Genomic DNA, 22,052 nt, shown 5'->3' on the forward strand with positions numbered 1-22,052 from the left:
TACGGCGCTGGTTCGCACCACCGCGCCTCGGTCGGCGCGCTAGCTGCCCGCCGGTTTTCCCATATGTTTTGCCAGGAAGGCTTCCAGCCGACGGTAGACCTCGGCCTGGTTTTCCGTATCGTAGAAGCCATGCCATTCGTAATCGACGTAGTACCACTCGGGCGGACGGCCGGCCTTTGTCAGCGCATCGCGCATGCGAAACGCGTGTTCTTTCGGCGCGATCCGGTCCTTGCCACCATGGATCAGCAGCACGGGCGTGCGGATCGCATCGGCATGCAGCGCGGGCGAGATGCGGTCCAGCTCCGCCACATCGTCGCCGACCTGGCGGCGCACCGCAGCGGCGACGCCCTTGCTGCGTTTCACATCGGGCTCGTCCTTGAAGAGCTTCAGGTCATACACGCCGGCATATCCCGCCACGCACTTGACCAGAGCCGGTTCGCGCTCAGCCAGCGTCAGTGCGGCATAGCCGCCGAAGCTGGCACCGAACACGCACACCCTGTCGGCATCGACATTGGATTGGTCGATAGCCCAGCGCACGCCATCGACCAGGTCGTCGATGATCCTGTCATGCCACTGGCGGTAGCCGGCCTGCCGGAACGCTTCGCCCCGGTTGCCGGATCCCCGGAAATTCACCTGCAGCACAGCATAGCCGCGGCTGGCCAGAAACTGTGCATCAGCGTCGAAGTACCAGTTGTCGGCGATGCCGATCGGACCGCCATGCGGCACCAGCACAAGTGGCAGTTTGCCGGCTGGCGGCTTGCGCGGCAGCGTCAGGAACCCGCGCAACTGCAGGCCGTCGCGGGCGGTGAACGAAATGGGGCGGCGCGGTGCCATGTCGTCCGGCTCGATCGCGTCCATCGCGGCGAACAGCAGGTCGGCATTGCCGGTCTTGCGGTCGAACAGGTAGAACGCGCCGGGATCGCGGTCGCTGCGCACGCTGAACAGGATCTTGCCGCCGTCGCGCGTCACGTCGACGAAGCGCACCGTACTGCCCGGGAATTGCGCGGCAAGCTGCCGATGCAGAACGACGTCGGGATGGCTGTCCGGTTCCAGATAGCGTATCTGCGGCACGCCGACCGACGTGAATGCCACGATGGGCAGGTATGGACTCGTGCCGTACATGGGGGCGTCCAGCGCGCCATCCGGATCGCGGGCGACGACGCGGCGTGCGCCGCTGGCTAGGTTCTCGCGGATCAGTCCTGCCGGTTCACCGTCGACGGCGTGCCACGCCATGAATTCGGTGTCATCGGCGGAAAAGGCGAAGGGAGAAAGCCAGGTGCCGGTCTTCTCGCGCGGCACGCGCTGCCATGCGCTGCCATCGCCGTTGCGCCGCAGCAGTGCGAACTCTGCGTCGTCGTCACTACCTTTGGCAAACCTGGGTGTTCCGTCGTTCTGCAGCACGAACCGGGCGCCGGACAGCGGCACGCGGGCGACGGAACGCCGGTTGCCCTTGATGGCATCCACGTCCAGCAGTTCGCTGAAATCGGTCTGCCACAGATTGGACGACAGGAACACGCGGTTGTTCAATGCCGCTGGAATGTCCGCGATGTAGCCGCTGCCGTAATCGTCCTGGAAGCCACTAGTGCGGCCCGAGTTGGCGAAACGGTCCATGCCGTACAGGTATTCCTGCCGTTTCCCGTCATAGTCCAGCGCCAGCACCTCGCCATACGATGCCGGGATCTCCCGCGAGCCTTCTTCGCGCCCCTTTCGTACGACGACGCGTGTATTGCTGACCCAGTAATAGTCGAGCGGCACCTCGAATGCGGGCAGGCGCACCACGCTTTCGATCTTCAGGTTGGGAATGCTGTAGAACGTCAGCGTGGGCACTTCCCTCTTGCCGATCGGCATGCGGACGGTCACGGCAAGGTGCTTCCCGTCCGGGGAGAGGCGCGGCCACGAAAACTGTTCCTGCTTGACGAACGAAAGGAGCGGGACAGGGGCGCCGGGGGGCTGCGCCAGGGCGGTGCCGGCAAACAGGGTGGGCAGGAGGAAGAGAAGTCGTTTCATGGTGTCGTCAGTTTTGACCATTATTCCTTATTTAAATGATATTAACAATATGCAATAATTGGTGAGAATTGGCAGCAAGCGGAGGCCGCCGCTTCGACTGGCCAGCTGGTCTGTCCCGGCCCGCCATGGCATAATCCCCGGCTCTTCCGTCGGCTGTCCCCATGAACGAAACCCTCTCCCTGTTCGGCCTGTCCACCACGCCGCTCGAACTGCTGTCCTCGCTGCTGTCGGTGATTACCGTGTGGCTGAACATCCGCCAGAACCACTGGGGCTGGCTGTTCGCGATCCTGTCGTCCGCCCTGTTCGGCGCGCTGTTCTACCAGTCGAAGCTGTATGGCGACATGGGGCTGCAGGTGGTGTTCATCGTCGTCTCCTTCTGGGGCTGGTACCAGTGGCTCAGTGGCGACGACACGCACGACCGGCTGCCCGTCACGGAGCTGTCCTGGGCCGGCCGCGGCGTGGCGGCGCTGGGCTGGATCGCCGGCTTCATCGCGCTGGCCTGGTTCCTGATGATGTTCACCGATACCGACGTGCCGTTCACGGACGGCTTGCTGACGGCCGGCAGCCTGGTGGGCCAGCTGCTGCTGTCCCGCAAGAAGATCGAGAACTGGCATGTGTGGATCATCGTCGACGTGCTGTACGTGGCGCTGTACGTGCACAAGGGCCTGATCCTGACGGCGGTGCTGTACGGGATGTTCGTGGTGATGGCCGGGTTCGGCCTGGCCGCATGGCGCCGTTCGATGGACGGCCTGCACGAAGCCGATACCGCGATGGTGCTCAAGTGAGCCACCCGGCGCGCGGCCCGCTGCGCATCGCGATCGTGGGCAGCGCCTCCTCCGGCAAGACGACATTGGCGCAGGCGCTGGCGGAACGCTATGGGGATGTGTGGGTGCCGGAATACCTGCGCGAATTCGTCGACCTGCGCGGCCGCGTACCGGTGGAAGGGGACCAGTTGCACATCGCGGAAACGCAGGCCGCGCGCGAGGACCTGGCGGCGGCGCGTGCCAGCCGCTTCCTGTTCTGCGATACCACGCCCCTGATGACGGCCGTGTACAGCCGCCACTATTTCGGGCGCATCGCGCCGGGCCTCGCGCAGCTGGTGGCCGCGCGCCGCTACGACATGACGCTGGTCTGCGCGCCAGATGTGCCGTGGCAGCCGGACGGCCTGCAGCGCGAGCCGGAAGACCAGAGCGCCGCCGTCAACGCGCTGCTGTCGGCCGAACTGGCGGCGCGCGCGATCCCGCACGTGCGCATCCACGGCCCGCTCGCGCAGCGGCTGCAGCAGGTCGAGGACGTGCTGGGCCGCTGAGTACGGCCGAGTCCGTGTCCATGGGGTCAGGCACCGTGACACGAGCTGGACATTCGTGTCCTGGTGCCTGGCACCAGGACACGGGCTGGACAGGTGCCGTCAGAAGTCCAGCTGCGCCGACAGCCGGAACGTGCGCTCGGCGCCGGGGAACAGGTAGCCGCCCAGGTCCGGCGTGACGTCGCGCCAGTAGAACTTGTCGAGCACATTGCGCACCTGGGCGCGCACGACCAGCGGCATGCCGTTGACGCGCGCGGTGTACGCGCCGCCGAAGTTCAGCAGGTGGTACTTCGGCACGAACACGGTGTTCTCCTCGTCGAACGCCTTTTTCGAGGCGAACTGCCAGTCGCCGTTTACCTTCCATGCCGGCGACAGCACGTACTCGGCAAACACGGTCGAGCGCAGCGCCGGCACATTGGTCACGCGCTTGCCGTCGTAGATGCTCTGGCCAGTGCCGCTCTGCTCGGTGTGCAGCGCGGCCAGCGAGGCGCCCACCGTCAGGTCGCGCGTGGCCTTGCCCTGGGCAGCGAACTCGACGCCCCGGTGGCGTGCCTCGCCGTTGCGCACGTAGGTGTTGGCAGCGTCGATGTATTCCAGGCCCTTGTCGATCTGGAACAGCGCGGCGCTCAGGCTGATGCCGTTCACGACGGCCTTGGCGCCCACTTCCACCTGCTTCGATTTACCGGGCGCCAGCGCACGGTTCTCGTTGGTGGTTTCGATCGGCGCGATGCCGCCATGTTCCAGTCCCTGCGCGTACGAGGCATACACGGCCACGTCGCTGTTCGGGCTGAACACCAGCGCCACGTTCGGCAGCCAGAAGCCCGCGTTCGTCGGCGCCACATCCAGTTCGCTCCGTTTGACTTTCGCGTAGCGCGCGCCGGCGTGCAGCTTCACGGTGTCCGTCAGGCCCACGATGTCCTGCACGAAGGCGCCGCGCTCGTTGTCCTTGCGGCGCTCGAACGAGGGCTGGTCGGGCAGCGGCGAGGGCGCCACGGCCACGGGACGGTAGATGTTCGACACGCCCACATACTCGTACACATAGTCAGGCCAGCTTTCCTTGTTGCCGAAGTAGTCGATGCCGGCGGCCAGCTCGTGCGTCAGCGTGCCCGTCGCGAAGCGGCCCGTGACGACGGCGCGCGCGGCCAGCGGCTTCTTCTTCTCGCCCAGGCTGCGGTAGTCGTACACGTCGTAGTCGCCATTGCCGCAGAAGCCGGGGTACAGTTCCTGCGCCGAGCAGCCATACGGGAAGGCGGTGTAGTCATCGCGCCTGAATTCGTGGCGGTTGGCGCTCACGACTGCCTGCCAGTCGGCGTTGAAGCGGTACTGGAAGCGCGCGCCGAGATTGCTGCTGGTGGTCTCGACCGGCTTGCTCCAAGGCTGGTCGTTGAGCATCGTGTCGGCCGCCACATTGGGCAGCGTCACGCCATTGATCAACTGGTAGCCGGGCGCGGTGACCTGGGATTTCTTCTGGTAGTCGGCATCGACCTGCAGCAGCGCCTGCGGCGAGATCTGCCAGTCGAACGCGGCGGAGACGAAGTTGCGATGGCCGTCCGCGCCGTCGATATAGGAACGCAGGCGCTCGCCGGCGACATTGATGCGGTAGCCGAAGCGGCGGTCCTCGAAGCGGCCGCCCAGGTCCACGGCGCCGTACACCGTGCCGCGCTCGCGCACTTCCAGCAGCACCGAACGCAGCGTTTCGTTCGTTGGACGCTTCACCGTGTAGTCGACGATGCCGCCCGGCGCGGCCACGCCGGCCGTCAGTCCCGCCAGGCCCTTCAGTACCTGGATGGCTTCCTTGTTTTCCAGCGGGATCTGCGTGTCGCCCGAGATGGCCAGGCCGTCCTTGCGGTAGCTGCGCGCATTATCGAGCTTGAAGCCGCGGATCGAGAACTGCTCGGCATAGCCAACGGCATTGTAGGCGTCGCTGATGCTGGCGTCGTAGCGCGCGGCATCGGTGGTGGAGCGGATGTCCAGGTCCTGCATCTGCTCGCGCGTGATGACGCTGACGGAGGCCGGGGTCTGCAGCAGCGGCGCTTCCGAGAAGCCGGCCACGGAAGCGGATGGGGCGCTGCCACGCACGGCGGTGACGACGACTTCCGGCATCTGCGCCTGCGTTTGTCCATGCGCGGGGAATGCCTGCGCAATGGCCAGCGCGGCAGCGGAAACGACGAGGGTGTTCTTGTACATTGTTGTGCTCTTCGGTTGTGCTCTTCGATTTGCTCATGGACGGAGCAGCGAGGCAGCACAGCAGGCACGTGGGAGGGGTACGGCGGTGTCTTTGCGCTTTCCTTCGCTGGCATTATCCAGATCAGGTACGGAGGGTATCTCTCACCCGCGACGGCTTTGCAGCACGTGGCAGGACCCCTAGCGAAGCCGCAGCTTATCACATTTGCTTGCAAAGCCGTGCGCCACCGGCAGGGGCATTGCCGTTAGACTCGTGACTCTTGAGGAAACGCGCTCCAGCGACGACAATGACGCCTGACGCAGTTGACACTGCAATCGGCACAGCAGGAAGGAGGGTCATATGAGTCAGGAACACGGAACGCAGCAGCACGGGACCCACCAACACGGGACCCAGCAGCACGTCATCGAACCGCGCGAAAGCCTGAACGCGCAGGTGCTCGACATGCACCGCGCGCTGACGGCGCTGGCGGACAAGGTGGGCGCCCTGGACACCTTGAACCAGCGCGTGGAAGCCTGTACCGACCCGGAACTGAAGCTGGTGCTGGCCAGCCAGCGCGATACCACGCGCCGGCAGCTGGCCATGCTGCTCGAGTGGACGAGAAGGCGCGACCCGAAGCTGGACAAGGAACTGCGCGAGGCGCTGTTCAAGGCCGGCCCGATCGCCGCCCAGTACCACTACGACGAGAATATCTGACACGCGACGCACTGCCGATCCACGCGGCGGACGACGAAACTGAAACTGCGCGCGCGGCAGCTGCCTGCCGACGGGCGCGCCGATGGGAAGACTGGATGAAGCAACCGTATCACGAAGGAAGCTGGTTTGCCGTGCCGCTGATAAATGGCGGCTTTGCGACCGGGCTGGTGGCGCGCATGTCGCCGCAAGGGAAGATCATGCTGGCGTATCTGTTCGGGCCGAAGCGCGCGGCGATCCCGTCCCTGGCCGACGTGCAGTCGCTGGTGGCCGGCGATGCCGTCAAGGCGATCCGCACGGGCGACATGGCGCTGGCCAACGGCCGCTGGCCGGTGCTGGGCGATGCGCAGGATTTCGACCGCAACCGCTGGCCCGTGCCCGTGTTCATCCGCCGCTCGGATGCGCTGAAGCGCGCCTGGCAGGCCACGTACGCGGACGACCCGGCCAAGCCGGAGCGCGAGGTCTCCGTGCCTTACGAAACGGAGGGGCTGGAAAGCGATTCGCTGTACGGCTACGGTTCCACCGAACTGCTGCTCACGAAACTGCTGGAGTAGGGCGGCTCACGACACCCGGCAGCAATGAATCGGGCGTCGATCGACGTCGGGCCTCGATCAACATGGGGCCTCGGTCAACATCGGGCGTCGATCAACATGGGGCATCGGTCAACATCGGGCTTCGGTCAACATCGGGCGTCGATCAACATCGGGCTTCGGTCAACATCGGGCCCAGATCAACCTCGGGCCTCGGCTAACGTCGGGCCTCGATCGACATCGGGCGTCGACCAAGGAGGACACATGCACCAGGGTGGATGCTTCTGCGGCGCCGTGCGCTATACCGTGACCGGCGCCCCCTTCAACAGCACGCTGTGCCACTGCACCATGTGCCGCCGTGCCAGCGGCGCACCGGCGGTCGCCTGGTTTTCCGTCCCGCGCGAGGCGCTGCAGTTCGTGGCCGGCGGACCCGCCTATTACGCATCGAGCCCCGGCCACCGGCGCGGCTTCTGCGCAAGCTGCGGCACGCAATTGACCTTTGAAGATGCACAGTTCGCCGGGGAGCTCGACATCACCACCGCCAGCCTGGACGACCCGGAGCGCATCCCGCCGCACGACCATACGTACACCCACAGCCGGCTGGCCTGGCTGCAGCTGGCCGACAGCCTGCCGCGCTATCTGCGCACCCGCCGCGAAGGCGCCCGCGAGCTGCCGTAGAGTGGCTGATGTTGCTGCGAATCGTCAAATTTGTCATTTTCAAGCACAAAATGACGAGGCGACGTCAGCATATTCGTCAAATAGAGTAGAATGCTGTTTCCAAATAGCATTAAAACTTTCTCATGGCTCCATCGTTGGCTTCCCTCTCCGTCCCGGCCGGTCCCGGGGTGCTGTCCCTCTCTGAACTGATGAGCGCGTTCAGCTATGCGCTCGACCTGACCGAGGGGCAGCCGGAAGGCCACTGCATGCGCGCCTGCTGGATCGGCGTCCACGTCGGCCGCGAGGCGGGTCTCGGCATGGACGAACTGCGCGAGCTGTATTACACGATCCTGCTGAAGGACGCGGGCTGCAGCAGCAATGCCGCCCGCATCGCCGAGCTGTATCGTTCCGATGACCGCCAGTTCAAGCACGACTACAAGACCGTGGGCGACGGCCTGCCCGAAGTGCTGTCGTTCGTGTTCGCGCATGCCGGCGCGAAGGCACCGCTGGCAGGCCGCGTGCGCAGCATCATGCAGGTGATCGCCGGCGGCGAACGGGTCGCCAGTGAGCTGATCGGCACGCGCTGCCAGCGCGGCGCCGACATTGCCCGGCTGCTGCGCTTCCCGGAAAGCGTGGCGGAAGGCATCTACGGCCTGGACGAGCACTACAACGGCAAGGGCCGCCCGCACCGCGTGCGCGGCGAGGACATTCCGCTGTACTCGCGCATCGCGCTGCTGGCGCAGGTGGTGGACGTGTTCCACACCGCGGGCGGCCGCGAGGCTGCGGTGGCCGAGGTGGCGCGGCGCAGCGGGCGCTGGTTCGATCCGCGGCTCGTCGAAGCCTTCATGGCGGTCGCCGGGGACGGCGGCCTGTGGGACGGACTGGCCAGCCCCGCGCTGGAACGCGCCGTGGCCGATCTCGTGCAGGCCGAACGCGAGCTGCCGGTGGACGACGACTACCTGGACGATATCGCCGCCGCCTTCGGCCAGGTGGTCGATGCCAAGAGCCCGTTCACGAGCGGCCACAGTGCCCGCGTGGCGCAGTACACGGACCTGATCGCGCAGCATCTGGGCCTGCCCGACGAGCGCCGCCGCCTGCTGCGCCGCGCCGCGCTGCTGCACGACGTGGGCAAGCTGGGTGTCAGCAACAGCGTGCTGGACAAGCCCGCCGCGCTGGACCGCGACGAATGGGCCGCGGTGCAGATGCATGCGGTGTACAGCGAGCGGATCCTGGCGCGGGTGGGCGCGTTTGCCGAGCTGGCGACGATCGCCGGCGGCCACCACGAACGCCTGGACGGCGGCGGCTATCCGCGCGGGCTGACGGCGCCGCAGATTCCCCTCGAGACGCGCATCATCACCACGGCCGACATTTTCGATGCCATCACGGCCGAGCGGCCGTACCGCGGCGCGATTCCCGTGCCGCAGGCGCTGGAGATGATGGCGAAGACGGTCGGCACGGCGCTCGACGCCGACTGCTTCGCCGCGCTGCGCAAGGCGGTGGCCGGACAGGAAGCGCTGCAGGCGCTCCAGCCGGCCGGCACGCCTGCCGCCATCCCGGCGCCGCCCCGCCTGGGCGTTCACTCGCTCGTGTAGGAGCCCGGCACCACGGGCTGGTCGCCGCCTTTGCCCCACAACAGGATCTCGGTGCCCCATGGGTCGCGGAACGCGCTGTTGAAGCCGTTGAAGGTGCTCCAGTAATGGTCGCGCCACAGGATGGTGGCGCCCCGTTCTTCGGCAGCGGCCAGGATGCGGTCGGCCGTGTCGTCGCCGATCAGGATCCAGATGCGCGGCTTGCGGCCGTCCACACTCAGCCCGCGCGGCGCCACGCCTTCCGGCTGCGGATGGGGGCGGGCGTTGGCGGCATCGAAGATCCCCAGGTGCAGGTTGCCGATGGCGCTCTCGCTGCCGTCGCTGTTCCTGAAATTCCCGCCGGGGACCATGCGGTGGTACACGCCGGCCGGCTTCTCGTCGTTGCGCCAGCCGAACACCTCGGCATAGAAGCGGGCCGTGGCGGCCGGGTCGTCGCTCGGCATGTCGACGAAGATCAGGGTATTCGGTTTGGTCATCGGTTGTCGGGGTGAGGGGTGAAAAAAGCGGCTGGATCAGCCGAACTGGAAGGCGGAGATATCGGCCATCATCACGTTGCCGGTAAAGGGTTTGGTGCCGGGCGACGCGGCGCCGGCACCGGCGGCCACCATCAGCGGCAGCAGGTGTTCTTCGCGCGGATGCGAGGCCCGGCCTGCCGGCGCCTCGCTCCAGTGCTTCAAGGCCTGCCAGCGCGTCGCCGGTTCGGCCGCCACCACGTCCGTCAGCCACGCATCGAAGGCGGCCGAGGGCGCCCGCGCGGCTGGCGTGCGGAAGCCACGCATGTCGTGGTAACTCATGCCCGATCCCACGATCAGGATGCCTTCGTCGCGCAGCGCCGCCAGCGCGTGGCCCGCGGCCAGATGTTCTTCCGGATCGAGATCGGTCTTCAATGACAGCGTGACGACGGGGATGGTTGCTGCCGGATCGATCAGCAGGAACGGCACGAACACGCCGTGGTCGAAGCCGCGCGTGCTGTCCGTGGCTGCCGGCAGCCCGGCCGCCTGCAGCAGGCCGACGATGCGGTGCGCCAGTGCCGGTGCCCCGGGTGCCGGATAGCGCAGCTGGTACGTGTGCGCCGGGAAGCCGGTGTAGTCATAGATCATCGCCGGCTGTTCCGTCGTCGCGGCGGTGAAGACCTTTTCTTCCCAGTGGCCCGAGATGACGACGATGCCTTTCGGCTTGTGCGGCAGGCGCGCCTGCAGGCCGCGCAGGAAGGCCTCCAGGCCGTTCCACGTGTCGGCCGGACCGCCCATCAGCATCCAGTCCATGAAGAAGCAGGGCCCGCCACCGTGCGGGATGAAGAAGGTCGGCATCGTGGCCTGCGCTTGGTCGGCACTCATGTTGGCGTGGTTCCGTGAGGGTTTCGATGGGGCGAGTATCGGCGCGGCGCGCACGGCGGTCTTGGCTCAGCGCGCAGGAAAACTTGTCGCGCCCGTTTTGCCACGATCCCCTGCAACGGCAGGCCTTACGCTGTGGCGCGCGTGTCGCGGATACGCCATGAACACATTTCTTGTGCGCTGCAGTACAAGAATCCTGCCGCCTATCCGGGGCATCCTGAACTGGACGAGGCCAGCCGGCTTTGCGCTTTCAATTCAAGGGAGTGAAGATGTCCAGATCAAACAAGATGCCCGCCACGGGCACGCGCATCAACTGGCCGGGTGTGATGATGGCACTGGCCCTGGGAGCCCGGGCGGCCAGCGCGGCCGCCGCGCCCGCCGTTGCCGATACCGCCGTTACGGATGCCGTCGCTGCCGATGCCGTCGGTGCCGATGCCGCGGACCCGCAAGCGGCTGCCACGTCGGCTGCCGCCGTCACGCTGATCCCGCCGAACGAAGGCATCGAGAAGGTCATCGTCACGGCCGAGAAGCGCCGGGTCAACCTGCAGGAAACGCCGCTGGCCGTGACCGTCATTTCCAGCGACGCGCTGGACAAGGCCAACGTCGTCAACCTGGCCGGCCTGAACGGCCAGGTGCCCGGCCTGTCGATCGCGAAGAGCGGCGGCTATGAAACGGTCGTCACGGTGCGCGGCATTGGCTCGGAAACGCCGCAGGCGGCCTACCAGACGCAGCCCGGCGTGTCGCTGCACGTCGACGGCGTGTACATCGCCAACAGCATCTCGCTGGACCAGAGCCTGTTCGACCTCGATCACATCGAAGTGCTGCGCGGCCCGCAGGGCACCGTGTCCGGCATGGCGTCCACGGGGGGCACCATCAACCTCGTGAGCAAGCAGCCGGAGCTGGGCAAGTGGGGCGGCAGCGCCGATGTCACGGTCGGCAATTACCACACCACGCAGGCGCGCGGCGCCCTCAACGTGCCGCTCGGAGAAACGACGGCCATCCGCGCCTCGCTGCAGAAATACGATCACGACGGCTTTGCGCGCTCCACCTACGGCTTCGGCCTGGACGAGGCGCACGATGCCAGCGGCAAGCTGGCCTTCCTGTGGAAGCCCAATCCCGACTTCAGCGCCACGCTCACGGGCCAGTGGTACCGCGCCAACCAGAACGGCGCGGCGCAGAAGAACATCCTCGATCCGAATCCCGATCCGCGCACCCTCACGCAGGATTACCGCAGCCGCTTCAAGCTGGGCGCGGACCTGTACCACCTGAACCTGGAATACTCGCTGCCGTGGGCGACGCTCAAGTCCATCACCAGCTCGCAGCGGCTCGACCACAAGCAGCAGATGAACGGCTCGCGGCTGGACTACGCCACGCTGGGGCAGTACGACAACCTGGCGGCATGGAACACCAAGCTGAAAAACTACACGCAGGAGTTCTCCATCGCTTCGGTGCCCGGTGGCGCGGTGGACTGGACGGCCGGCGTGTTCGGCATGCGGCAGGACAGCAACCAGTACGTGATCGAATTCGGCGGCACCGACCCCAATCCCGACCTGACGCTGCCGCCGCGGCCGATCGTGGTGCGGCCGTATAACCTGTACTACTCCGAAGACACGACGGTGCGCCGCAAGTCGTGGGCCGCGTTCACGCAGGCCACCTGGCACGTGAGCGAGCAGCTGCGCCTGACGGCCGGCGCGCGCTACAACCACGATGCGAGCGAGGGCGGCACGCGCAACTGGCTGCAGTCCTCGGGTGGCAAGCCGACCGGCAAGCTGGAAGCGGACTACGACCTCACGAAGCAGAACATGGTGTACGCCAGCCTCACGCGTGGCTACAAGCCGGGCGGCATCAACAACAATCCCGGTTCGATCATGGTGTCGCACCACTTCCTGCCCGAATCGATCAACGCGTTCGAGGTGGGCTCGAAGAACCAGTTCCTGAACAACAAGCTGCGCCTGAACCTGGCGGCGTTCTACTACGACTACCGCAACCTGCAGTACCTGGCCAACGATCCGAATCCCTACCAGGGCGGCATCGCCAACGTGCCGAAGGTGCACACGAAAGGCCTGGAGGCGGAACTGTCCTACCTGGCACTGGAGAACCGCCTGCGCGTGAACGGCAACGTGACCTACCTGCGCGGCAAGGTGATCGGCGACTACTACACGCTGGACGCGGCGGGCATCCGGGCGGCCGTCGTCAACACGCCGGGCTGCGAGTCGTACTACACCAGCTATCCAACGCCGGCCTGCGCGGCGAACGTGGCCACCCAGGCGCAGAACCTGAACGGCAATTCCACGGCCAAGACGCCGAAGTGGCAGGGCTCCGTCAATGTCAGCTATGCGGTGCCGCTGGAGAGCGGGCTGCTGACGCCGCGCGTCGAGTACATCTACCGCGGTAAATTCATCTACCGCATGTTCAACAACAGCACGCTGGACCAGGTGCCGAACTATGGCCTGGTGAACCTGCATGTGGACTATTCGCCGCATGGCAGCGACTGGAGCTTCTCGATGGCCGCTTCGAACATCGGCAACAAGGACGGCATCAACTCGCGCTTCACCGACCCTTACGGCATCGGCCAGACCAGCAACGAGTACGTCGCCCCGCGCCAGATCACGGCGAAGGTCGCGTATTCGTTCTGAGCCGAGACGGTCCATCGGAGGCCGGCACACGCCGGCCTTTTTCGCTCCCGTTCCACCATCGCACCGTCACGAAAGCCAGCCATGCAAAGCACGAAGTCCCATCCTGTCAGCGCGGCCTGCTGCGCCTTGTTCTCCCTGCTTCTGGGCGGCGCGCTTCTGCCGGCCATGGCCGCGTCGGCATCGCCGGCATCGCATGCACCCTCGGCGCGCGTGACCGGCGGCAGCATTGCCGGCACCAGCACCAACGGCGTCGATGCCTTCCTCGGCATCCCTTATGCGGCGGCGCCGGTGGGTTCGCTGCGCTGGCGCGCGCCGCAGGCGGTGGTGCCATGGTCCGGCGTGCGCACCGCGCGGGCTTTCGGCAATGACTGCATGCAGGACAAGGCCAGCAACCCCCTCACGCCCGGGTACGTCAATGGCATGTCGGAGGACTGCCTGTACCTGAACGCATGGCATCCCCATGGCGCCACGCGGCCGCTGCCGGTCATGGTCTGGATCCATGGCGGCGCGTTCATCATGGGATCGGGTTCCCTGCCGGACTACGACGGCACGGCGCTGGCGCGCAAGGGCGTGCTGCTGGTCACGCTCAACTACCGGCTGGGCCGCTTCGGCACCTACGCGCATCCAACGCTCAGCGCGGAGCAGGGCGATGCGGGGCCGGTCGCGAACTACGGTCTGATGGACCAGATCGCGGCGCTGCGCTGGGTGCGCGCGAATGCCGCGGCGCTGGGCGGCGATCCTGAGAACGTGACCGTGTTCGGCGAATCGGCCGGTGCCACGTCGATCAATTTCCTGATGACGTCGCCGCTGGCGCGGGGCCTGTTCGACAAGGCCATCACGGAAAGCGGCGGTGCCGGCAATGCGATCCAGGCGCTGCGTGGTGGCCCCGCATCGGCCGAAGCGGCCGGCCTGGCCTGGGCGCGCGGCAAGGGTGTGGCCGATGGCGACGTGGCGGCGCTGCGTGCGCTGCCGGCGGCCACGGTGCTCGATGCCCCGGTGCGCACGGTGGCCGCGCCCGTGCTGGACGGGAAGCTGATCGTGCGCGACACCGCCACCGCATTCCGTCTCGGCGAAGCGGCGGCCATTCCCTACCTGACGGGCGCCAACGATTACGAGCAGAGCCTGATGCGCTGGCTGCCGGGGGCGGGCGATGCCATGCTGGCGAAGCTGGGCGGCGCCGGCGAGCCCATTCTGGCCGAGTATCTGCAGCCGGACGTGGCACGCGGGGATGCCGTGGGACGCATGTGGGGCGAGATGGCGATGGTGGAGCCGGCGCGGCGCCGCGCCCGGCAACTGGCGGCGCGGGGCGTGCCCGTCTGGCTGTACCGCTACAGCTACGTGCCCCAAGCGCTGCGTGCCACCGTGCCCGGCGCCGGCCATGACAACGAGATCGAGATGGTCTTCGCCACGCCATCGCACCGCTCGCGTGCCGGCTGGACAGCGCAGGATCAGGCGATGGCCGAGCGGGTCAGCGATTACTGGGTGGCGTTCGCACGCACCGGCAGTCCTGTTGTAGCGGCGGCGCCGGCATGGCCGCGGTTCGATGCCGAGGGCGATCGGCTGATGGAGTTTTCGAAGGCGGGTGCGCAGGTGGTGGGCGGGTTCGGTAAGGTGAGGCTGGATATGCTGGAAGCGGCTGCGGATGCCGGCCGGGCACCGTGACTGGCCGGGACACGAAGTCCACGACTGTGCTGCCGACAGCATCGGAAGCAAAGCACGCGGTGCAGGCGGCGGGTGGCCGGCGGTCGGCGCCGGGGCACGGCCGGCAGCGGCTCGCAGGTCTGGCTGGCAGGACGGGATTGCCGTCGCCGTCGCCGTCGCAGGCCTGGGCGATTGGTACGGACGGCCGCAGGACGGGATTGCCGTCGGGGGCGCTGGCTGGCGGGGATTCGTCTTTCCGATCGACGGGACAAGATCGCCGTCGGGGTTGCACGCTGGTGGCGGTTCGTCTGTGCGGTCGACGGGACCAGATTTCTGCGCAATTGCAGCCCGGACGATTGGTTCGGATGGTTTGCGCGACGAGATTGTCCGTCGGGCTCGCAGGCTGGTGGCGGTGCGTTTGTGCGGCCCGCGGGACGCAATTAGTTTGATCGTCGGCTGCGGTGCAAGTCGTGCGTTGCCGGCGGCGTAGGCGAACGGACGCGACGCCGCCCTCAACATGGGGGCGTGGGCCCGGCTGCGAAGTACGGGAAGTGCGTCAGGCGAAGGCATTCGGATTACTGACGGCTTTGCCCATCATGTTTCGCTGCACGTCGCCTGCGCCGGCGGCCGCGTGCAGATGTTTTTCGGCCTTCGTTATGTTTGCCATCCACCTTCATCTTTGTGACAGGTGGGCGGCTGGCTGCGCCGTTCGTGCGGCGCTGTGCCGCCTCTTGCTGTGGCCGGGGAGCCGCCGGGGATTGTTGCGGTCGCGGAGCCGCCGGGGATCGCTGCGGTCGGGGAGATGCCAGGGATTGCTGCGGGCGTGAAGCTGCCGGGGATTGCTGCGGTTGGGGAGACGCCGCAGATTGCTGCGGTTGAGGAGACGCCGCGGATTGCTGCGGCGGGGAAGCTGCCGGGGATTGCTGGCGGCCAGCCTGCTTGCCGCCACTGAGCAGTCGCTCGATCGCCCGTCGCCGCGCGGAACGGCAAACATCGGCGAGCAGCCATGCATCGCTGCCCGGCAGCCGCAGCCAGATGGCTTTCCATGCATTGCGGTTGCCACTGCCCCGCAGGTTTGCAAAACCCGATGGCGTCAACGCGCTTTCGCCGTGGCGTATCTCTGCCCCTTCCACCGTGGCGAAATAAGGCTGGCGCTGGAAACTGGCGCGCAGCCGGGTGCCGTGCGGGAGAAATAGCTCCTTCCATTGGTATCCCGCCTCGGTCGGGTCTTCCGTGCCGAAGGGCCCGCACTGCCCTGACTGCCCTGACTGCCCGGATTGTCCGGATTGCAGCTGCTCGTACGCCGAGGCGGGCCTCATGTAATTGCGAATCGCCTCGCAAACGAACGGTTCCAGAACCCAGGAATACGAATCGGGATTGCCTGTGAATTCGGCCAGCTCGGTCAGCAGCTCCTGGGGAAGGCGGACCGGGAACTCGTAGGAAGACATGGGGTGCTCTCCTCGAAAATGAGCTTTCACTACACGCTGCTACCTGTCTATAGATGATGCTAAGTCCTGCTACCGCTTACTAGAATCTCTGCAGCGCAGGGCAGATGGCACTAAGGGCGCTACTAAAGAAGACGTTGCGAAGGACGACGATCCCAGAGACGATCCAGAAATCATGAAGCCATATTTCTTAGAATCGGATATCGCCGTTTAGTTCCCACGTAGTGACAACTCCGGTGAAATATTGAGCTATATTGCGAGGGAGTAGTGGATAGGGCATTTTAGTAAAAACCCAAAAACGAGGAACCACCCCCTGTGTATGCCGTTGAACCGGGCCTTGGAAATCGGTGCCGGCAAGCTTCCAGGCGCTTCGCCTTCCGGTTCGCCGCAACGTTGTTGGGTGCACTCTGCTCGCTTGGCACTGCCTGGTACACTCGCCTGGCACACTCGGCTAGATGTGACCCGGCTAGATGCGATCCTGCTCGCTGCGACCCTGCTCGATGCAACGCTGCTCGCTGCGACCCTGCTCGATGCAACAATGCTCGATGCAACCTGGCTTCATGCAACCAGGCTCGGTGCAACCTGGCTTCATTTCACCCCGCCTGATACCGCGAATCAGAGTCCCTGGCGAACTCGTCGTTCAGGCAGGCAGGCAGGCCGCCGTGAGCTAACAGCCTTCATTACTCATGGTACGGAGCCAGTACCGCCGGTGTCCGCGCAGGCGCAGCCAGCCGCCAGCAGATCCAGCTGACCACCATCCCCGTGCCCATGCCGGCGGCCAGCAGGCACGCACTGTGGAACAGCAGCGGCGCGACGAATGCCGACACGAGCGCGAAGATCATCATCTGCACGAAGTTCTGCAGCGAGGCGGCCAGGCCGCGCATGTGCGGGTACAGCTCCAGCGTCTGGACCGTCATCGGCGGCAGCACGAGGGCCAGGCCGAAGGTATAGGCGAAGATCGGCAGCACGGCCCAGGGCACGCTGGCTTCGAAGTGCCAGGTGTACGCCAGGTTGGCCAGCACCGCGCACGCCATCAGGCCGAAGCCGCCGCGGATCATGGCTGCCGCGGAATGGCTGTGCGCCAGCCGGGCGCTGAGCGCGGAGCCGATCACGAACCCGCCGATCATCGGCACGAACAGCCAGCCGAACGCGGTGGCCGGCAGCTTCAGCACGCCCATCACGAAGCTGGCGGCCGAGGCGACATACAGCGCGAAGCTGCCGAACAGCGTGCCGATGGCCACGCTGCGCAGCACGAACGCGCGGTTGCGCAGCGCGGTGCCGAAGCGCTGCAGGATCGCGCCAGCGTGGAACGGGTGGCGTGCTGCCGGCGGCAGGCTTTCCGGCAGCAGCCGCGCGCAGGCCAGGAGGAGCAGCAGGCCGATGGCCAGCACGAACGCGAAGCTGGCGCGCCAGCCGGACAGCACCTGCAGCCAGCCGCCGATGACGGGCGCGATGGCCGGCGCCACGCCGAACACCATCATCACGTGGGCGAGCATGCGCTGCGCCGCCGGGCCCTGCAGGCTGTCGCGCACGATGGCCTGGCCCACCACCATGCCGGCACCGGCCGACAGGCCTTGCAGGCCTCGGAACAGCAGCAGCTGTCCGAAGGTCTGCGCCATTGCCGCACCGGCCGAGGCGGCGCAGAACAGCAGCAGCGAAAACAGGATGACGGGGCGCCGGCCGAACGAATCGGACAGCGTGCCGTAGAACAGCGTCATGAGCGCATAGGCGAACAGGTAGACGCTCAGCGTCTGCTGCACCATCAGCGGGCTGACGGCGAAGTGCTGCGCCAGGCCGGCGAACGAGGGCAGGTAGGTGTCGGTCGCGAACGGGCCGACCATCGCCAGGCCGGCCAGCAGCAGGGTGAGTATCCAGGGGCGCAAAGGTGTCCTTTACAGAGGCAGTGCAAAACAAGCCGCGCCTCGCCGGTGCTGGCGGCGGCGCCGTGGCGTGGGGCAGCGCAACATCGCAGAACGGCAAGGGCGCGCGGAAGGCCATCGACGTCGACGTGGCCAGCCAGCGGCCCACGCAGGCCTGCAGACTACGGAACGCGGAACGATGTCGACATCGACATCGGCATCGACATCGACGTGGCCAGCCACCCCACGCGGGCCTGCAGACCACGGAACGCGGAAGGCTGTCGACATCGACGTGGCCAGCCAGCGGCTCACGCCGGCCTGCAGACTACGGAATGCGAAAGGCCATCGACATTGAGGTAGCGAGCCAGCGGCCCACGCAGGCCTGCTGACTACGGAACGCGAAAGACTATCGACATCAAGGTAGCGAACCACTGGCCTGGGCCTGCCCGCAGACTGCCGGGCGCAAAAGGCTGTCGGCATCGACATCGACGTGGCCGGCCACCGGCCTGTGCTGGCCTGCAGACTACGGCGCGCGAAAGGCCGTCGACATCGACGTAGCGAGCCACTGGCCCATGCTCGCCTGGACCTGCGACTGCTTCTGGGTCGCATAGAACAGCGCATCGGCACCCAGCAGCAGCTGGCGCGGCGGCTCCTCGTGGTCGGCCATCTCCAGCACCACCCTGGCCACCTGGTCCGGATCGCCCGGTTCGTGGCCGGCGTGGCCGTTCATCACGCGTTCGGCGTCGCGCGCGGCACCCTCGTAGTCGCCGATGCGGCGCTGCGTTTTGAGCAGTGATCGGCCGGCATAATCGGTGCGCATGCCGCCCGGCTGGATGCTGATCACCTTGATGCCCAGCTCCGCCACTTCGTCCGCCATCGTCTGCATGATGCCTTCCAGCGCATGCTTGCTGCCGCAGTAGATGCCGGTGCCGGCCCAGGTGGCCACGCCGCTGACGGAGCTGATGTTGATGATGCGGCCGGCCTGGCGGCGGCGCATCGCGGGCAGCACGGCCTGCGCGGCGGCGAGCGGGCCGAACACGTTCACGTCGAACTGCGCGCGGGCTTCGGCAAGGCTGGTCTCCTCGACCGCGCCGCAGATGCCGTAGCCGGCGTTATTGACCAGCACGTCGATGCCGGCCGTTTGCGCTTCCACGCTGGCGACGGCCGCATGCAGCGCCGCCTCGTCGCGCACGTCGAGCACGAAGCCCAGTGCGCGGCCGGGGGCAATCGTTTCGAACGCGTCCAGCTGCGCGGCGCCCCGCACGGTGCCGGCCACGGTATCGCCGCGCGCCAGTGCCGCGGTGGCGATCGCCTTGCCCAGGCCGCCCGAAACGCCGGTGATGAACCAGGTTGTCATGGTGTCTTCCTTTATTGTGTGGTGCAGCTCAGGCCAGCTTCCAGGTGTTCGGCAGGACCCAGCCGTTCTTGTACGGCACATAGACCAGCGATTTCGCATGCACCACGCTCGAGACGCCCTGCAGCAGCGGCAGCGAATAGCCCTGTTCGACGGCCCAGGTTTCGAATTCCCTGTAGCCGGCCATGCGCTTCGCCTGGTCCATCTCGGCCAGCAGCGGTTCCAGGCGCGGCGTCACGTCCGCGCTGCGCCACACGGAGAACAGCACCTTCGGGTTCAGGTAGGCGCCGATCGACAGTTCCGGGTCGCCGGTGGCGTTGGTCCACATGAACAGCGCGGGGCCTTCCAGCTTGCCCACTTCCACCTTCGAAAAATACTGGGCCAGCTCGATCGTTTCCAGCGCGGCGTTGATGCCCACCTTCTGCCACATCTGCACGATGGCGCGCGCCATCTCGAAGTCGTTCGGGAACACGCCGCGGGTGGCGAAGAAGCGGAACGTCACCGGTTTCGCGGCGCTGTAGCCGGCCTTCGCCAGCAGCGCCTTGGCCGTATCGGGTGCATGCGCGAACGTGGCGCCCGGGTTGAACGACGGCGTGCCCGGTGCCGAGGCGCGGGCCAGCGGCGCGGCCACGCCGTTGAAGAAGGCCTTGCCCAGCGCGGCCTTGTCGATCGCATGGTGCATCGCCAGCCGCACGTTGCGGTCGGTGAGGGCGCCACTGTTGACCATGTGGATGAGGAAGCTGTCCACGGTCGGCGTCAGGGCCGTGTTGAGGCGCGGGTCGCGGGCCAGGCGCAGCGCGTCGCGGATCGGCAGGTTGGCCGCCAGTGCCAGCTGGCCGGACTGCACGCCGGAGACGCGCGTGGTGGGATCCTTCACGACCTGGATCGTCACGTTCGGCACCTTGGCCACGCCGCGCCAGTGTTTGTCGAACGCGGCCAGCACGATGCGCGAATCGCGCTGGTACTGCACCAGCTTGTAGGGGCCGGTGCCGATCGGCCTGGCCATGAAGCCGGCCATGCCCACTTTCTCGATGTACGCCTTGGGCAGGATGAATGCACCGGCATAGCCCAGGTACTGCGGCGCGCTGACGAAGCGCTGGGAGAGATGCACGACGGCCTTCGTCGGCGACGGCAGGTCGATGCGGGTGACGTTCTGCCAGATAGAGCCCAGTTGCAGCGTCTTGTCGGCGCGGGGCCGGTCGAAGAAGGTGTACTTGAAATCGGCGGACGTCATCCTGTCGCCATTGTGGAACAGCACGTCGTCGCGGAACTCCAGCTCCAGCGCGAGGCCCTTCTGGTCGGCCCAGCGCCAGGCCTTCACGAGGCCCGGCTGCAGCGTCGAATCGGCCGCGTATTCGAGCGGCTGGTCGAACAGGCATTTGTACAGGGGCATCTGCTGCGGCGCGATGCGGCTGGTCGGGTCCCAGTTGTACACATCGAACGGGAAGGCGACCGTGACGGCGGCCGGCGCCGGTGCCGCATCGGCAGCGCGGATGCCCCAGTGCGCGCCGAGCAGGCTGCCGATGCCGTACGTGCCGGTCTTGACGAAATTGCGACGATCCATAGGGCTCCTGATGTTCCTGATGTTGCGCTGATATTCCTGATGTTCCTGATGTTGCTGACGTGCGTGAAGGATGCGTTCAATACGGCCGGTCGCCCTTGACCCACAGCCGGTGCATCTCGCGGATGTATTTCTGGTCGTCGAACAGGGTGCCGGTGTGCATCGTGCAGCGGTTATCCCACATCAGCACGTCGCCGACCTGCCATTTGTGGCGGTACACGAACTGCTCCTGCGTGCCGTAGGCCACCAGCTCGTCGACCAGGGCCAGTGCCTCTTCGGTGGACAGGCCGGGAATGCCCTTCACGGTGCCGCTGCTGGGCCACAGCGCCTTGCGGCCGTTGGCGGGATGGGTGCGGATCAGCGGGTGCATCACGTCCGGGCTGTCGGCCAGCTGTTCCGGCGTGAGCTTGCGGCGGTTGAAGTCGCGCGTTTCCATGAAGTGCTGGTAGCTGTGGTGCACCTGCAGCGGATCGAGCTCGCGGCGGCGCTCTTCCGGCAGCGAGTCGTAGGCCGCCACCATGTCGGCCACCAGCGTGTCGGCGCCTTCCGGCGGCACCTCCACGGCGTACAGCATCGTGCACATCACCGGTTCCTGCTTGTACGAGTAATCCGTGTGCCAGCCCACGCCGTCGTTGTGGATGCCGATCGGCTTGCCGTCGCGGATGCGGTTCGACAGGCGGTACACGAACGGGTGGGTGGGGATCGTGTATTCCGTCAGCGTGTGCTTTTCCGGCTGGCCGAACTGGCTCACGAAGCGCACCAGCGCATCCGGGTCCATGGTCTGGCCGCGCAGCAGGATCGCGCCGTTCAGGTGGAATGCGGCGACGACGGCCGCCAGTTCGTCCTCGCTGGCGGTGGCGAGGTCGACGCCGAAGATCTCGGCGCCGAAATTGTTCTTCAGTTTGCGGGTTTCCAGGACGGGGAGCTTCAGTTCGGCGCTATGGGTGGCGGGTGCGTTCATACATTCTTTCGTGATGGGTGGGAGGGGCGTCCAGGGGGGCGAAATGCCCGGCTCAGAACGGCGTCAGCCACCAATAGGATTGCAATAAGCAACTTTCAAACCAGCTGATGGCGGGGCAGGGCAGGGTCACGGCTCACCTCTTTCATTGCGCGGCGCAAGGTCGCTGATCGTGCCGCCAGCTTACGGTGCCCGGCCGGGCGGCACTTGCCTGACGGCGTCCGGCATCTTGTGTTTTCGTGCGTGGCACCTATGCACCTATGCACCGATGCACCGATGCACCGATGCACCGATGCACCG

Annotated in this window: 17 protein-coding genes and 1 riboswitch; of the genes, 8 read left to right on the plus strand and 9 right to left on the minus strand. The window is 66.6% G+C overall.

Translation table 11 applies throughout. The features are described 5' to 3' along the window. Positions 1–39: 39 nt before the first annotated feature. Positions 40–2,007 carry an alpha/beta hydrolase family protein gene (locus tag IP91_RS11900; RefSeq protein ID WP_158643129.1) on the minus strand — a complete coding sequence of 656 codons (1,968 nt, stop codon included), beginning with the start codon at positions 2,005–2,007 and terminating at the stop codon, positions 40–42. Positions 2,008–2,168: 161 nt separating this feature from the next. On the opposite strand from IP91_RS11900, the gene pnuC reads away from it, so the two are divergent. After that, positions 2,169–2,792 carry a nicotinamide riboside transporter PnuC gene (pnuC, locus tag IP91_RS11905; protein WP_145649168.1) on the plus strand — a complete coding sequence of 208 codons (624 nt, stop codon included), beginning with the start codon at positions 2,169–2,171 and terminating at the stop codon, positions 2,790–2,792. Beyond that, on the plus strand, positions 2,789–3,316 hold the full coding sequence (locus IP91_RS11910) for an AAA family ATPase (RefSeq protein WP_229474283.1): 528 nt from the start codon (positions 2,789–2,791) through the stop codon (positions 3,314–3,316). The genes pnuC and IP91_RS11910 overlap by 4 nt, the downstream gene beginning before the upstream one ends. Positions 3,317–3,415: 99 nt before the next feature. On the opposite strand, the gene IP91_RS11915 is transcribed toward IP91_RS11910, so the two are convergent. Further along, a complete protein-coding gene (locus IP91_RS11915) occupies positions 3,416–5,500 on the minus strand; it encodes a TonB-dependent siderophore receptor (RefSeq protein ID WP_145649170.1) in 2,085 nt (694 codons plus the stop codon). An 81-nt stretch (positions 5,501–5,581) separates the two neighbouring features. After that, a riboswitch (TPP riboswitch) is annotated at positions 5,582–5,689 on the minus strand. Positions 5,690–5,837: 148 nt separating this feature from the next. Here IP91_RS11915 and IP91_RS11920 point away from each other — a divergent pair. The 4 genes from IP91_RS11920 to IP91_RS11935 all read left to right on the plus strand — a co-directional run bounded on the left by IP91_RS11920 (position 5,838) and on the right by IP91_RS11935 (position 8,967). Continuing rightward, complete coding sequence (locus IP91_RS11920) at positions 5,838–6,191, plus strand: ferritin family protein (RefSeq protein WP_229474285.1); 354 nt, start codon at positions 5,838–5,840, stop codon at positions 6,189–6,191. Positions 6,192–6,286: 95 nt separating this feature from the next. Then, entirely contained in the window at positions 6,287–6,742 is a 456-nt protein-coding gene (locus IP91_RS11925; RefSeq protein ID WP_145649171.1) for an Imm26 family immunity protein, read from the plus strand. Between the two features lie 240 nt (positions 6,743–6,982). Further along, a complete protein-coding gene (locus IP91_RS11930; RefSeq protein WP_145649172.1) occupies positions 6,983–7,396 on the plus strand; it encodes a GFA family protein in 414 nt (137 codons plus the stop codon). A 122-nt stretch (positions 7,397–7,518) separates the two neighbouring features. After that, positions 7,519–8,967 carry an HD-GYP domain-containing protein gene (locus tag IP91_RS11935; protein ID WP_145649173.1) on the plus strand — a complete coding sequence of 483 codons (1,449 nt, stop codon included), beginning with the start codon at positions 7,519–7,521 and terminating at the stop codon, positions 8,965–8,967. Here the strand turns inward: IP91_RS11935 and IP91_RS11940 are convergent. After that, a complete protein-coding gene (locus tag IP91_RS11940) occupies positions 8,952–9,440 on the minus strand; it encodes a VOC family protein (RefSeq protein WP_145649174.1) in 489 nt (162 codons plus the stop codon). The genes IP91_RS11935 and IP91_RS11940 overlap by 16 nt on opposite strands. Positions 9,441–9,476: 36 nt before the next feature. Continuing rightward, complete coding sequence (locus tag IP91_RS11945) at positions 9,477–10,301, minus strand: DODA-type extradiol aromatic ring-opening family dioxygenase (RefSeq protein ID WP_229474287.1); 825 nt, start codon at positions 10,299–10,301, stop codon at positions 9,477–9,479. Positions 10,302–10,567: 266 nt separating this feature from the next. On the opposite strand from IP91_RS11945, the gene IP91_RS11950 reads away from it, so the two are divergent. Both IP91_RS11950 and IP91_RS11955 read left to right on the plus strand, forming a co-directional pair. Next, positions 10,568–12,934: a TonB-dependent receptor gene (locus IP91_RS11950; protein WP_145649175.1), complete on the plus strand. Its 2,367-nt coding sequence runs from the start codon at positions 10,568–10,570 to the stop codon at positions 12,932–12,934. An 81-nt stretch (positions 12,935–13,015) separates the two neighbouring features. Beyond that, positions 13,016–14,596 carry a carboxylesterase/lipase family protein gene (locus IP91_RS11955; RefSeq protein WP_145649176.1) on the plus strand — a complete coding sequence of 527 codons (1,581 nt, stop codon included), beginning with the start codon at positions 13,016–13,018 and terminating at the stop codon, positions 14,594–14,596. A 554-nt stretch (positions 14,597–15,150) separates the two neighbouring features. Here the strand turns inward: IP91_RS11955 and IP91_RS11960 are convergent. The 5 genes from IP91_RS11960 to IP91_RS11985 all read right to left on the minus strand — a co-directional run bounded on the left by IP91_RS11960 (position 15,151) and on the right by IP91_RS11985 (position 21,755). Beyond that, on the minus strand, positions 15,151–16,023 hold the full coding sequence (locus tag IP91_RS11960; protein ID WP_145649177.1) for a hypothetical protein: 873 nt from the start codon (positions 16,021–16,023) through the stop codon (positions 15,151–15,153). A 677-nt stretch (positions 16,024–16,700) separates the two neighbouring features. Continuing rightward, positions 16,701–17,903: a multidrug effflux MFS transporter gene (locus tag IP91_RS11970; RefSeq protein WP_229474289.1), complete on the minus strand. Its 1,203-nt coding sequence runs from the start codon at positions 17,901–17,903 to the stop codon at positions 16,701–16,703. 499 nt (positions 17,904–18,402) lie between these two features. Further along, positions 18,403–19,236, minus strand: a complete 834-nt coding sequence (locus tag IP91_RS11975; protein WP_145649179.1) for an oxidoreductase — start codon at positions 19,234–19,236, stop codon at positions 18,403–18,405. Between the two features lie 28 nt (positions 19,237–19,264). Next, on the minus strand, positions 19,265–20,797 hold the full coding sequence (locus IP91_RS11980; protein WP_145649180.1) for an ABC transporter substrate-binding protein: 1,533 nt from the start codon (positions 20,795–20,797) through the stop codon (positions 19,265–19,267). A gap of 76 nt (positions 20,798–20,873) precedes the next feature. After that, complete coding sequence (locus IP91_RS11985; RefSeq protein ID WP_145649181.1) at positions 20,874–21,755, minus strand: TauD/TfdA dioxygenase family protein; 882 nt, start codon at positions 21,753–21,755, stop codon at positions 20,874–20,876. Between the last annotated feature and the right edge of the window lie 297 nt (positions 21,756–22,052).

Origin of the sequence: Pseudoduganella lurida, assembly GCF_007830455.1 — a bacterium.
GTDB lineage: Bacteria > Pseudomonadota > Gammaproteobacteria > Burkholderiales > Burkholderiaceae_D > Rugamonas > Rugamonas lurida.

Bases quoted from the DNA above. Each gene is read 5' to 3' on its own strand.
- IP91_RS11955 (WP_145649176.1), top strand. From the start codon at position 13,016: ATGCAAAGCACGAAGTCCCATCCTGTCAGCGCGGCCTGCTGCGCCTTG.
- IP91_RS11945 (WP_229474287.1), bottom strand. From the start codon at position 10,301: ATGAGTGCCGACCAAGCGCAGGCCACGATGCCGACCTTCTTCATCCCG.
- IP91_RS11900 (WP_158643129.1), bottom strand. From the start codon at position 2,007: ATGAAACGACTTCTCTTCCTCCTGCCCACCCTGTTTGCCGGCACCGCC.
- IP91_RS11980 (WP_145649180.1), bottom strand. From the start codon at position 20,797: ATGGATCGTCGCAATTTCGTCAAGACCGGCACGTACGGCATCGGCAGC.
- IP91_RS11975 (WP_145649179.1), bottom strand. From the start codon at position 19,236: ATGACAACCTGGTTCATCACCGGCGTTTCGGGCGGCCTGGGCAAGGCG.
- IP91_RS11935 (WP_145649173.1), top strand. From the start codon at position 7,519: ATGGCTCCATCGTTGGCTTCCCTCTCCGTCCCGGCCGGTCCCGGGGTG.
- IP91_RS11960 (WP_145649177.1), bottom strand. From the start codon at position 16,023: ATGTCTTCCTACGAGTTCCCGGTCCGCCTTCCCCAGGAGCTGCTGACC.
- IP91_RS11940 (WP_145649174.1), bottom strand. From the start codon at position 9,440: ATGACCAAACCGAATACCCTGATCTTCGTCGACATGCCGAGCGACGAC.
- IP91_RS11920 (WP_229474285.1), top strand. From the start codon at position 5,838: ATGAGTCAGGAACACGGAACGCAGCAGCACGGGACCCACCAACACGGG.
- IP91_RS11985 (WP_145649181.1), bottom strand. From the start codon at position 21,755: ATGAACGCACCCGCCACCCATAGCGCCGAACTGAAGCTCCCCGTCCTG.
- IP91_RS11950 (WP_145649175.1), top strand. From the start codon at position 10,568: ATGTCCAGATCAAACAAGATGCCCGCCACGGGCACGCGCATCAACTGG.
- IP91_RS11930 (WP_145649172.1), top strand. From the start codon at position 6,983: ATGCACCAGGGTGGATGCTTCTGCGGCGCCGTGCGCTATACCGTGACC.
- IP91_RS11925 (WP_145649171.1), top strand. From the start codon at position 6,287: ATGAAGCAACCGTATCACGAAGGAAGCTGGTTTGCCGTGCCGCTGATA.
- IP91_RS11915 (WP_145649170.1), bottom strand. From the start codon at position 5,500: ATGTACAAGAACACCCTCGTCGTTTCCGCTGCCGCGCTGGCCATTGCG.
- pnuC (WP_145649168.1), top strand. From the start codon at position 2,169: ATGAACGAAACCCTCTCCCTGTTCGGCCTGTCCACCACGCCGCTCGAA.